Here is a 12,498-nt window from a genome sequence, read left to right on the forward strand (position 1 = left end):
TGGACAAAATGACAACTTCATTGGAGTGGGAGATCGCAGAAGCGGCCATTGCCGCCTTCCAACGCGAAACAGGGCTGAGCGCCTCACTCAGCTCCGTCCCAAACGGCCCACAAGAAGAGGGCCTCAATGTCGAACTGGGTGGCCAGCACTTCCCCGGCGAGGTAAAACGCTGGGCGGCTCACCTGATACCGGCGCTTTCATACCACTTAGCTGGCAACCCCGGTCGCCTCCTGATCGCCGACTACCTCAACGCCAGCGCTGCCAAGAAGCTGCAAGCCCAAGGCATCCAATTCATCGATACGGCTGGCAATGCCTTCATTGACCGGCCTGACTTTAAGATTTTGATTCGAGGTAACAATCGCCCAGCGATATTCGCAAGGGAGGAAGAATCGCATGCAGCCCAGCGAGCCTTTCAACGCCAAGGTCTCATCGTTGTCTATCATCTGCTGATCGTTCCCGATCTGATGAACGCCTCGGTGCGCGCAATCGCCGAGCGAACGGGCGTTTCTCATGGCACCGTCGCCAACGTCCTCCAGGCACTCGAAGCCGGGGGCTTAGTGGCGACGATGGGTCGTAGCAGACGCAAGATCATCGAACCAAGAAAGCTCATGGAGCGCTGGGTCGTCGGCTACTGCGAAAAACTCGCCCCCAAGATACTGATCGGCGAATTCCACGGCGAGACCGCTGATTGGTGGGGAGAGCGCGACATAGATCGTTTCGCCGCGGCATGGGGCGGGGAAATTGCCGGAGCCTTTTTCAGTGGTCACTTGACGCCGCAAGTGGCCACACTCTTTCTGCCCAGAGAAAATCTACCCCAGCTGATGCAACAATATCGGTTGAGGAAGCCCCCAGCAGGTGTCGAAGCCAATGTTCGAATCATGGAACGCTTTTGGAGGGCAGACGACGAAGAGCTCGCCATGGCCCACCCTTTGCTCGCCTATGCGGACTTGATCCGCAGTGGCGATCCCCGCAATGCCGAAATCGCAAGGATTCTGGATGAACGCTATCTCGCTGACCATTTCAGCGCCTATTGATGAGGTGGCTCATACCGCGCTGAACGATGTCAGTGCTCTGGCCAAGCAGTTCGGCATCGATTACGTCTTGATCGGCGCCAAAGCTCGGGATCTCATCCTTCATCACCATTACGGGGCACCAGTACGTCGTGCCACCGCCGATATCGACTTCGCCATCTACGTGCAGGGTTGGGAAGAGTTTCGACGGATCCACGCGGCTCTGCTCGACAGAGGTTATCAGCAAGGACGCGCCCCACATGAATTGCGATCTCTCAACGGCTGCGTCGTCGATATCATCCCCTTTGGTGGCGTCACTGACGAGGACGTCAACATCGGCTGGCCACCCGAAGGTGTGATCGAGATGTCGGTGATGGGTTTCGAAGAAGCCTGCAACACAGCCTATCGCGTTCACCTGACCGACCAAGCATCACTCAAGATCAAAGTAGCCAATCTAGAGAGCCAAGCGCTATTGAAGCTCGTCGCCTGGACGGAACGCATACCCGATACCCGTCGCAAGGATGCCGCGGACATTGCCTATCTCTTCCAGCATTACAGTCGTGTGGACTGGGACAGGGGGACGCTTTATGAAGGCAAGTGGGCAGCAGTACTAGAGGAAAATGGCTACGACATCACCCTTACCGCCATGCAGCTACTCGGTGAGCGGGCTCGCCTGATTGCCGCGCCCGATACGCTCGCACACGTCTCGGCGTTGCTAAACGACAGCCTTCCCCGTCTCACTCTCGAAGACCTGGCGACCGACATGAGCCTTGGCATCCCAGAAAGCGTCGACGAGTGCCTACACTGGCTAACCATGTTCAAACGTGGGCTCGAGGGCGGCCAATAATTCCTAACCCCCCATATCGCCTCGCCTGGCTCAGAACCACACCCCACGACAGGCTCTGCCGCGCCCGAAGCGACCAACTCAGTCACGCGACGGAATCGACATCAGGCTCCCGCCGAGCCGGGATCCAACATACTAATTTCTCTCAAGCACCGCGATGGATCACGATTCCACGCAGCTTATAGGGAGCAAGTCGGTCTTCCGTGGCCGCACAGTCTGTCACCAAGTCAGTGATGGCTGTCGTCGGCGCCACAATGTACGGATAGGCAATATCCAGCTTATCGTTGCTGGCCAACGCGACGACCCGCGTCGCTTGTTCGATCATCACTCGCTTGGTACTCGATTCCTCCGGAAAAGGGATAGTCAGACCAGTATCCGCCGACAAAGCACAAACACCAATGAAGCTCAGGCTGGCCCGGAAACGACGCAGAAAGTCCGTAGCTTCGGCCCCGATAGTGACGGCAGATCGCTTAGCCACCGCGCCACCAGCCATGTATACGTCCACCCCGGGATGGTCTGTGAGCGCCGCAGCGATGGCCGGCGCATTAGTGACGATGGTAGCTCTAAGATTCACAGGCAGTGATTCAGCAATACATAGGGCAGTCGTCCCCCCGTCAAGGAAAAATACTTCCCCATCACTCACGAGCGATGCCGCAACACGCGCAAGAGACGACTTTCGAGCCTGATCGCATCCTCGACGTTCAGCGTAGCTTGCAGGAACAGGTGGCTTGGGAATTGCACCACCATGCACACGCTGCAAACTTCCTGCAGCGTCCAATTCGCGCAGGTCCCGACGCAAGGTATCCTCGGAAATACCCAGCTGCTCAGCCTCATCGATAGCACTCAACCGACCGTGTTTACTCAGCTGTTGGAGGAGATAGGCATGTCGTTCAGCCTTTAGCATAAGACCCTCGTCGAATATATTTTGCCTGATAATGCGCTATTTTGCACGTTCGTGCAAAATACGAAAACAATATCAACTGGCAACGCTCCGGAGAGATACCATGGCCACCGAAGCCCACCTGCATCAGATGCGCTTTCGTAACACGCTAACGTTTCTCAGCAACGGCTTTGGCATTGGCGTCTGGTCGATAGAAATCGCCCCGGTAAGGCTGATTGTCGGGATCTCAGAAGCCGTCTTGGGACTGGCTCTGTTTGGTTTCGCGGCAGCCGCCCTACTGGGGATGCGGGTAGGAGCCCGCATGAGTGACCGCTGGCCGATTAACCGGGTCTGCGGAGTTCTGGGGCTGGCCTTCGCTGTGGCCTTGTTCCTGCCCTGCCTAGCCCGGGACATCGGTACGTTGGTGATCACGCTGATCCTGCTGGGGGCCACCAACGGCGCCCTTGATGTCGCTATGAACACCCGCGGTAGCTTGATCGAAAACCGCTATGATCGCCCGATAATGTCGTCCTTCCATGCCGCCTGGAGTATTGGTGGGGCCGCCGGCGCTGCGTTGGCCGGTGTGCTCACTGGTTTCGGTTTCGGTCCAGTCATAGTGCTATCGATCGCCGCCCTCTTCGTCGCCGTATCGCTGGCCGCCTCGTCAGGCGCCTACCAGCCACCGGCGCCGCTGGCCAACGAGTGCTCGTCATCTTGCGGCAAACGGCGGCAGCTAGATCCCCGACTCGCCGGGCTGTGCCTGCTGGCGTTCTGCGCCCTGTTCACCGAAGGCGCCATCGCCGACTGGAGCAGCATTTACCTACAAGGCGTACTGGAAAGCGGCTTCGCCATCGGCTTCTTCGCCTTCTCCGCCGGCATGTCGGTCGGCCGGCTTGGCGGCGACCGGGCGGTGACGCGTTATGGTCGGCTGAGGGTGGGATCGCTTGGTGCTCTCATCGCCGGTCTGGCCATGGCCTATGTATTGTGGGCACCATCGCTTGGCACGGCTTGCATCTGTTTCCTACTGACCGGGCAGGGCATGAGCAACGTGGTACCGATGACTTTTAGCATGGCAGGGCAGGTTACAGCGAAGACTTCTCAGGGCATCGCCATGGCGGCTACATTCGGCTATACGGGATTCCTACTGGGGCCAGCCTTCATCGGCGGCCTGACCCACTTCCTGACGCTGCCCCTCGCTCTGATGGTGCTGGTAATAACGATTGGAGTCATCGCTCTTACCAGCCAGTTCGTTTTTCCTCCAAAGGAAGCGGACTATCAATCTGCCCGCAAGTAACCACAATACTAGCCAGCCATATTCCATTTAGATCATTAAATTACGGTACGCAGCCCACCCTCGCCGGACGACGGCGCGAGGCGCTGAGGTCAGCCGACGCGCCTCAGGCACTTTGCGCCTGGGGGACGTCGTCCATCAGCTTGTCGAGAGTGATGGGCAGTTCGCGGATGCGCTTGCCGGTGGCATGGTGCACCGCATTGCCGATGGCGGCGGCAAGCCCGGTGATGCCGATCTCGCCGATACCGCGTGCGCCGTACTCGTTGAACGCCAGATCCGGATAGTCGAGCAGGATGACGTCGATCTCCGGCTGATCGGCGTGTACCGGCACCACGTACTCGGCGTAGTCGTTGTTCACGGGACGACCGTTACGCGTGTCGTACTCGGTGGCTTCGAATAGCCCCATGCCCACGCCCATGACGACCGCGCCTTCGACCTGGTTGCGCGCCGTGGTTGCGTTGATCACCTTGCCTACATCGATGGCACTGACCACGCGCGACACACGCAGGTGCGAGATGCCCGGGTCCCAACGTACCTCGACGAAATGCGCACCGAAGGAGCGATAGGAGTATTTCGAGTCGGCGGCCTCGGTATGCGCTTCGCCGTCGGCACTGCCGTAACGCGCGGCATCGAGGACCTCGGTGAAACTCGCCTGCTTGCCGTCATAACGCAGGGCACCATCGACCACGCTCAGATCATCCGCGTGGGCCCCGGCGAAGATGCCATTGCCACCGGTGGCGTAACGCTTGAGTTCATCAAGCGCCTTGCGCGCCGCCCCGGCGATGGCCGGGAGTGTCGTCGCCGTGGCCCAGGAGCCGCCGGAGATAGGACCTTCCGGGTAGGAGGAATCGCCCAGCTTGACGGTGATGCGATCCAGCGCAATGCCGGTCACGTCGCTGACCGCCTGGGCGACGATGGTGTAGGTGCCGGTGCCGATATCCTGTGTCGCGCAGGAGGCAAACACCGTGCCGTCGGCACGGATCGAGACCCGCGCATCGCAGGGGCGTTTCAGCGCTTCCCAGTTGCACGCGGCCATGCCGTAGCCGACGATCTCGCGTCCTTCGCGCATGCTGCCGATCTCGGGGTTGCGGTCGGCCCAGCCGAAGGTCTCCGCCGCCCGCTTCGTCGCTTCGACGATATGGTTGCTGGAGAAGTCCAGATCCAGGCTTTCGTCGCGCTCAGCGTAGTTGTCGAGCCGGAACTGAAGCGGGTCGACACCTGCCGCCAGGGCCATCTCGTCGATCGCCGACTCCAGCGCGAACAGGCCCGGCGCGGCGCCCGGCGCGCGCATCGAGGTCGGCGTGCCGCGATTCACCTGGGTGGTTTCGTGACTGACCGTGAGGTTGGGACAGCTGTAGAGGCTTTTGGTCACGCTGCCGCAGGTTTCCACGTACTGATCGGTGAACGAGGTGGTGTTGATCGCCTCGTGACGCAGCGACACCAGCTTGCCGTTGCCGTCGGTGGCCAGGCGCATGCGCTGGCGGGTTTCCGGCCGGTGCCCGGTGGTCGTGAACATCTGCTGACGCGGCACGACGAGCTGCACCGGTCGGCCCAGCTCACGCGAAACCGCCGCCGTGGCGATGGCGTGCGGCCAGGTCCATAGCTTGCTGCCGAAGCCGGAGCCGATATAGGGCGCATGCACGGTGATTCGCTCCGGCGGTATGGCGAAGATCTTGGACAGTGCATTGCGCTCGACCACGACCCCTTGCGAGGCATCATAGATGGTCAGATTGCCCTGCGCGTCCCAGTACGCCACGGAGGCATGCATCTCCATCGGGTTATGGGTTTCCACCGGCGTGCGGTAGGTGACGTCGATGCTCGCTGCCGCGTCTTCGAACGCTCCGGGCGCATCTCCCCGAGAGTGATTGCCGCTGCCCGCCCGGGTGCCGTTGGCCTCGACGCCCTGGTCGAGATTGGCCACGGCCTGGTCGGCCGAGTACGTCACCTTGACCCGGCGCGCCGCCGCTCTGGCGTTCTCGAAGCTGTCGGCAACCACCAGCGCCACGAACTGGCCCTCGTAATACACACGCTCGTCCTCGAACGGCAGCCGGGTTTCTTCCACCTTGTTGCCCTGCACGAAGCTCGACGGCGTCCGGTACAGCGACGGGAAATGTCCATGATGGAAAATATCGATGACGCCCGGCATCCTGCGAGCCTCGTCGACGCTCAACTGTGAGACCTTGCCGCTGGCAATGGTGCTGAAAACGCCGTAGCCGTAAGCCAGGTTGGGCGGCAGATTGTCGGCGGCATAGTTGGCACGCCCGGCGAGCTTGTCCGGGCCGTCGATGCGCGGCACGCCCGCGCCGATGATGCTGTGCTGTTTGTCGCTCATGGTCGGTTCTCCTCGCGGGCGATCAGGCGGCGGTCAGGTCGGAAAGATTGCGCACGATGGCCTGCTGGCCGAGCGGAATCTTGTAGCCGTTGTGGGCATAGGCGATGGCATTCTCGAAAGCGAGCTTTGCGGCGTCGGCAAACACGGCTTCGCTGGCGGCCTTGCCCTTGAGCGCCGCTTCCACCTCCGGGGCGCGCCAGGGCTTGGTGCCGACACCGCCCATGGCGACCCGGGCCTCACGAATGGTGTTGCCGTCCATGCGCACGATCACCGCGCTGGAGGCGAGCGCAAACTGATAGGACTGGCGATCGCGCAGCTTGAGATAGGCCGACCGGCTTCCGTGGATCGGCGCCTCGAGAATCACATGAGTGATCAGCTCGCCAGGCTCGAGGGCGTGCTCGCGGGCCGGGGTGTCACCGGGCAACAGGTGGAAATCGCCGAAGTCGATCTCGCGGGTGCCCTCCGGCCCCTGCACCTCGACCGTGGCGCCGATCGCGGCCATCGCCACGCACATGTCCGAGGGATGCGTGGCGATGCAGCTGTCGCTGGTGCCGAGCACCGCATGCACGCTGCGATTGACGCCGCCGATCGCCGCGCAGCCGCTACCGGGGTCGCGCTTGTTGCAGGCGGAGACGCCATCGCGGAAATAGGGACAGCGCACCCGCTGCATGATGTTGCCACCGGTGGTGGCCTTGTTGCGCAGTTGTGTCGAGGCACCCGCCAGCAGGGCCTGGGACAGCACGGCATAATCCTCGACCACACGCGCGTCCCGCGCCAGCGTGGTATTGGTCACCATCGCGCCGATACGCAGCCGCCCGTCGTCGAGGCGCTCGATGGTCGTGAGATCGACGCCGTTGATATCGACCACCGTCTGCGGCTGCATCACGTCGAGCTTGACCAGGTCCAGCAGTGTGGTGCCGCCTGCCAGAAAGGCGGCATCGCGATCGCTGCCATGCGCCGCAATCGCCTGCTGCGGGCTTTCGGCGCGGGCGTAATCGAAATGTCTCATGTCTTGTCTCCCTGGACGGCGCCTCGAGCTGACTGTATCGCCGCGACGATGTTCTTGTAGGCACCGCAACGGCAGATATTGCCGCTCATCGCCTCGCGCACGTCGGCGTCACGGGTACCAATGTCGTCATCCTGCAGGATCGCCAGCGCGCTCATCATCTGACCCGCCGTGCAGTAACCGCACTGATAGGCGTCATGTGCGAGAAACGCCTGCTGCAACGGATGCTGCTGGCCGTCCTTCTCGAGCCCTTCGACGGTGGTGATCTCGTCACCGTCGTGGGTCACGGCGAGGCTCAAGCAGGAATTGATGGACGTGCCGTTGACCAGGATCGTGCAGGCGCCACACTGGCCGTGGTCGCAGCCCTTCTTGGTGCCGGTGAGACCGAGACCGTGGCGCAGCGCGTCGAGCAGAATCACGTTGGGTGTGACATCGAGCTGATGGCGACGTCCATTGACGGTCAGGGTGATGCGCCGTTTCCCCTCGGCGGGCGGTGCATCGGTCTGCGTGTCGGGGTCGTCCGGCGAGCCGGCGTAACTCACCGACGACAACGCCGGCGCGGCGGCTACCGCCAACCCGGAAGCGCCTGCAGTCTGCAGGAAGCGGCGCCGCGACGGCGATGCCGGTTGTCGCGCGGGATCATAATACGAGACCTCGGCCTCGAGACGTTCGCGGTCATCCATGTCGTATCCTCACCATTCGCCAGCCAGGGGCTGGGGGCCGTCTTCGGCGAGCGATTACCGGGCATCGGTGCACGCCCACCGACGTAAAATAGTCTGCGGGCCGAAAACCGTGTCAGGCGGTTCGGCCAACCTTAACGTTAGGAGAAGCGTCGGATAGCCGCAAAGCTAGGGCGCTAACTTCAGAGAAACGGAGCATGATGCCAGAGGATCAGGCATGAAATGCCGAGCATATGGCACAGGAACGCAAGACCGCCGCCCGGAAACACCGTGACGGCGGTCTGCAGATATTTATCTTGGTGCCGGTGAGTGGACTCGAACCACCGACCTACGCATTACGAGTGCGTTGCTCTTCCGACTGAGCTACACCGGCAGCGGCACAAAATGGTAGTCAGGATAGCGTCACTCGACAAGGCCCACGCACTTAGGACGACGCTACTCAGGCAACACCGGCATGGTCAGCAGCAGCCACAGATACACCGCAATCAGCGCCGCCACCACCGCGGCGATGGCCCAGGCCATGCGCTCTCGTGTCGCCTTGTCCCGTGCGACAAGATGCTTGAGCGCTATCCGTGCGCCCCACCAGACGCCTACCAGCACCAGCAATGGAATGACCACGCCGATTAGAAATGTCATATCGCCTCCATCGTCCGGCAATGCACGACTATCATGACGCAACGCCCACGAGTCTCGCAGCGGTCGCTGGGTTCGACAAGCGCATGCCGCCTGGCCACAAGATTGTCGACAGTGTATATGCGCAACAAACACTCCACTGGTATAATCTGGCACGACCGCTGGGTCGCCGGCACCATGACGGGCCAACCGAATTCACTATCTGCATGATGATTCAAGCGCTTTCGCGGAGACGGCATCATCGCCGGACGAGCGGAACTGCCCAAAGTTAGCCGGCAAGCACTGCTATCGCCCCAAGCCAATCCGCACCGCTCAAGATTCGTGCAACCGCTGTGACAAGAGAGGTCAATATCCCAATGTCCAACACGCCGAAGATCATCTACACACTCACCGATGAAGCTCCCGCGCTGGCGACCCATTCCCTGCTCCCGATCATCGCTGCTTATACAAGCACTGCCGGGATCACCGTCGAAACCCGCGATATCTCGCTGGCCGGCCGCATCCTGGCGCAATTTCCGGACCTGCTCAGTGACGAGCAGCGTGTCAACGACGATCTGACTGAACTCGGTGAACTGGCCAAGACGCCGGAAGCCAACATCATCAAGCTGCCCAACATCAGCGCTTCCGGTCCGCAGCTCAAGGCCGCGATCAAGGAACTGCAGAGCCAGGGCTATCCGCTGCCGGATTATCCGGACGAGCCGAAAAACGACGAAGAGAAGGCGATCAAGGCCGCTTTCGACAAGGCCAAGGGCAGCGCGGTCAACCCGGTACTGCGCGAAGGCAACTCCGACCGCCGCGCACCGCAGTCGGTCAAGAACTACGTACGCAAGTACCCGCACCGCATGGGCGAGTGGAGCGCTGACTCCCAGTCGCATGTCGCGCACATGAGCGAAGGTGACTTCTACGGCAGCGAACAATCCGCCACCATCGAAAAAGCCAGCAAGCTCAAGATCGAACTCAAGCAGAAAGACGGTACTACCAGCGTCCTCAAGGAAGGCCTGGCGGTTCAGGAAGGCGAAGTCGTCGACGCCGCATGCATGAGCAGCCGTCGGCTGCGCAACTTCATCGACAGCGAGATCAAGGATGCCAAGAAGCGTGGCGTGCTGTTCTCGCTACACCTGAAAGCCACCATGATGAAGGTTTCCGACCCGATCATGTTTGGCATGGTGGTCGAGGAGTTCTACAAGGAGGTGCTCGAGAAGCACGCCGACGCCCTCGATCTGGCCGGTTTCAACCCCAACAGCGGGATCGGCGATCTGTACAGCGCGATCGGATCACTGCCCAGCGAACAGCAGGACGCGATCAAGGGCGACATCGACGCGCTCTACAAGGAGCGTCCGCCGATGGCGATGGTCAACTCGCACAAGGGCATCACCAACCTGCACGTGCCCTCTGATGTGATCATCGATGCGTCCATGCCGGCGATGATTCGCGATTCCGGCAAGATGTGGGGCGCCGACGATGCACTGCACGATGCCAAGGCCGTGATCCCGGACCGCTGCTACGCCGGCATCTACCAGGTCACCATCGACGACTGCAAAAAGAATGGCGCCTTCGATCCAACCACCATGGGCAGCGTGCCCAATGTCGGCCTGATGGCGCAGAAAGCCGAAGAATACGGCTCGCATGACAAGACCTTTCAGGCCGCAGCGGACGGCACCATCGTCGTCACCGACGAGAACGGTCATCAGCTGTTCAGCCACGCCGTGGAAGCCGGCGACATCTGGCGCATGTGCCAGACCAAGGACGCGCCGATTCAGGACTGGGTCAAGCTGGCCGTCACCCGTGCCCGCGACAGCGCCACGCCTGCCATCTTCTGGCTGGACGCCAACCGTGCGCATGATGCGCAATTGATCGAGAAGGTCGAAACCTACCTCAAGAATCACGACACCAGCGGCCTGGATATCCGTATCATGGCGCCGGAAAACGCCATGCGCGTCACGCTGGAACGCACACGCAAGGGCGAAGACACCATTTCCGTCACCGGTAACGTGCTGCGCGACTACCTGACCGACCTGTTCCCGATCATGGAGCTCGGCACCAGCGCCAAGATGCTGTCCATCGTCCCGCTGATGCAGGGCGGCGGCTTGTTCGAGACCGGCGCCGGCGGCAGCGCGCCCAAGCATGTCGAGCAACTCCTGGAACAGAACCACATGCGCTGGGATTCACTGGGTGAGTTCCTGGCCTTGGCCGCGTCACTCGAGCATCTCGCCAAGACGTATGACAATGCCAAGGCCAAGGTGCTCGCCAAGACACTGGATCAAGCCAACGGTGAATTCCTCAACGCAGACAAGTCCCCCAAGCGCAAGGTCGGCGAACTGGATAACCGCGGCAGCCACTTCTACCTCTCGCTTTACTGGTCTCAGGCGCTGGCCGCCCAGGACGAGGATGCCGAGCTGAAGGCGCAGTTCAGCGAGCTGGCCAAATCCCTCGAAGCCGACGAAGCCAAGGTCGTCAAAGAGCTCAATGAGGTGCAGGGCAAGCCGGTAGACATCCACGGCTACTACCATCCCGATCATGACCTGACCAGCCAGGTCATGCGCCCCAGCGCCACGCTGAACGCCGCTCTGGACGCCCTTAAGAAGCGTTAAGCGCTTTCCGCCGGGCCACACTTGGTCCCGTATCGTAAAAGCGTCAGAACAGGCCCATGCCCCGTGCATGGGCCTGCTTCGTTCAGAGACAGGAAAAGCACTGGAAGGCCTGATTTCCTGTCTTCCAGGCAGAAAAAAGCCCTCCACCGATGGGAGGGCTAAAACGTAGTACGCAGTGCGAGCCACTACGCGATGGAATCGGACATCCTTGGAGGTTCCTGGCCATCCATGGCTCACACTTACAGAAAATAACACATTAGAGACGCCTCGTTTACCTCCATTCAATACTTTTTTAGTAAGCCAATGCCGACGCAATGTGTCAGCATTGACGTGCGCTCCAACAAGGCTTATCCAGACGGCATCAATATCCGAGTAAAATTGTCAGCTATTTAACTCAGATCAATCTAGCGGCCTGCTGACTATGACACCGTGGGCGGCGTCGAGCAGGGAGGCGACGTCGATGCTCAAGCATCGCGCACAAGGACGTGCGGCAAGTCGCAAGGAGCTCGACAGGACAATGCAGTGACGCAATCGTCCACAGCCCGGCCTCGGTCGGGCTTATTTGTGTCTGGACCTCGCCAACGCCTTCCTCTGCCGCAATGGTCTATTCTAGCCGGCGTGCCATCGTTGCAAGGAGAAGGTATGACACCACGCAAGACCGACTTCCCACTCGATCAATGCCGCTGCCATCTGGAAACCGGCCCCATCGTATTGGTGGGCTCGCAATGCCAATCAGAGCGCAACCTGATGGTGATGGGCTGGCACATGATGCTCGGCTTCACACCGGCACACTTTGGATGTCTTATCAGCGCCGCCAATTACAGCCATCGCCTCGTGCGCGAAAGCCGCGAATGTACGATCAACATACCGACACTTGAGCTGGTCGACGCCGTGGTCGGAGTAGGCAATAGCGATGGTGACGCACTCGATAAGTTCGACGCCTTCGGGCTGACACCGACACCGGGCAAGAGCGTATCCGCTCCGCTCGTGGAGGAATGCTATGCCAGCTTCGAGTGCCGCCTGGCCGACGACAGTCAGATAGATCGCCACGAGCTGTTCATCTGGGAAATCGTCAAGGCCCATGTCGACACCTCGATCGCCCTTCCCCGCACACTGCATTATCGCGGTCACGGCCGCTTCATGGTCGCCGGCGACGACGTCGATCGCGCAGTGGATTTCCGGGTGCAGAATCTGTAAGGCTTGAACGAGCGCCGTGGACAAAATGTGGACA

General features: G+C 60.9%; 10 protein-coding genes and 1 tRNA gene. 5 read left to right on the forward strand and 6 right to left on the reverse strand.

Annotated features, from left to right (window positions below):
• Window positions 1-8 precede the first annotated feature (8 nt).
• Together C8E00_RS06345 and C8E00_RS06350 are read left to right on the forward strand one after the other, a co-directional pair.
• Window positions 9-1,034, forward strand: coding sequence for a type IV toxin-antitoxin system AbiEi family antitoxin (locus C8E00_RS06345; RefSeq protein WP_133695836.1), 1,026 nt, complete (start codon window positions 9-11; stop codon window positions 1,032-1,034).
• Window positions 997-1,857, forward strand: coding sequence for a nucleotidyl transferase AbiEii/AbiGii toxin family protein (locus C8E00_RS06350; protein ID WP_166638263.1), 861 nt, complete (start codon window positions 997-999; stop codon window positions 1,855-1,857). Before C8E00_RS06345 ends, C8E00_RS06350 begins: the two co-directional genes overlap by 38 nt.
• A gap of 142 nt (window positions 1,858-1,999) precedes the next feature.
• Here C8E00_RS06350 and C8E00_RS06355 read toward each other — a convergent pair whose 3' ends face one another.
• A complete protein-coding gene (locus tag C8E00_RS06355; RefSeq protein ID WP_040239511.1) occupies window positions 2,000-2,758 on the reverse strand; it encodes a DeoR/GlpR family DNA-binding transcription regulator in 759 nt (252 codons plus the stop codon).
• Between the two features lie 100 nt (window positions 2,759-2,858).
• On the opposite strand from C8E00_RS06355, the gene C8E00_RS06360 reads away from it, so the two are divergent.
• On the forward strand, window positions 2,859-4,028 hold the full coding sequence (locus C8E00_RS06360) for an MFS transporter (RefSeq protein ID WP_133695841.1): 1,170 nt from the start codon (window positions 2,859-2,861) through the stop codon (window positions 4,026-4,028).
• Window positions 4,029-4,131: 103 nt separating this feature from the next.
• Here C8E00_RS06360 and C8E00_RS06365 read toward each other — a convergent pair whose 3' ends face one another.
• The 5 genes from C8E00_RS06365 to C8E00_RS06385 form a co-directional block, all read right to left on the reverse strand.
• Entirely contained in the window at window positions 4,132-6,357 is a 2,226-nt protein-coding gene (locus C8E00_RS06365) for a xanthine dehydrogenase family protein molybdopterin-binding subunit (RefSeq protein WP_133695843.1), read from the reverse strand.
• Between the two features lie 22 nt (window positions 6,358-6,379).
• The gene (locus C8E00_RS06370) at window positions 6,380-7,366 is read right to left on the reverse strand and encodes an FAD binding domain-containing protein (RefSeq protein WP_133695846.1); all 987 of its coding nucleotides are present in this window, start codon (window positions 7,364-7,366) and stop codon (window positions 6,380-6,382) included.
• On the reverse strand, window positions 7,363-8,046 hold the full coding sequence (locus tag C8E00_RS06375) for a (2Fe-2S)-binding protein (RefSeq protein ID WP_133695848.1): 684 nt from the start codon (window positions 8,044-8,046) through the stop codon (window positions 7,363-7,365). The genes C8E00_RS06370 and C8E00_RS06375 overlap by 4 nt, the downstream gene beginning before the upstream one ends.
• A 294-nt stretch (window positions 8,047-8,340) precedes the next feature.
• Window positions 8,341-8,416, reverse strand: a tRNA-Thr gene (locus C8E00_RS06380).
• Between the two features lie 62 nt (window positions 8,417-8,478).
• Window positions 8,479-8,679 carry a hypothetical protein gene (locus tag C8E00_RS06385; protein ID WP_133695850.1) on the reverse strand — a complete coding sequence of 67 codons (201 nt, stop codon included), beginning with the start codon at window positions 8,677-8,679 and terminating at the stop codon, window positions 8,479-8,481.
• A gap of 353 nt (window positions 8,680-9,032) precedes the next feature.
• On the opposite strand from C8E00_RS06385, the gene C8E00_RS06390 reads away from it, so the two are divergent.
• Both C8E00_RS06390 and C8E00_RS06395 read left to right on the forward strand, forming a co-directional pair.
• Window positions 9,033-11,267: an NADP-dependent isocitrate dehydrogenase gene (locus tag C8E00_RS06390; RefSeq protein WP_133695853.1), complete on the forward strand. Its 2,235-nt coding sequence runs from the start codon at window positions 9,033-9,035 to the stop codon at window positions 11,265-11,267.
• A gap of 642 nt (window positions 11,268-11,909) precedes the next feature.
• Window positions 11,910-12,464: a flavin reductase family protein gene (locus C8E00_RS06395; protein ID WP_133695855.1), complete on the forward strand. Its 555-nt coding sequence runs from the start codon at window positions 11,910-11,912 to the stop codon at window positions 12,462-12,464.
• The last annotated feature ends 34 nt before the right edge of the window (window positions 12,465-12,498 follow it).

It is taken from the genome of Chromohalobacter marismortui, from assembly GCF_004364315.1.
Classification (GTDB): domain Bacteria; phylum Pseudomonadota; class Gammaproteobacteria; order Pseudomonadales; family Halomonadaceae; genus Chromohalobacter; species Chromohalobacter marismortui.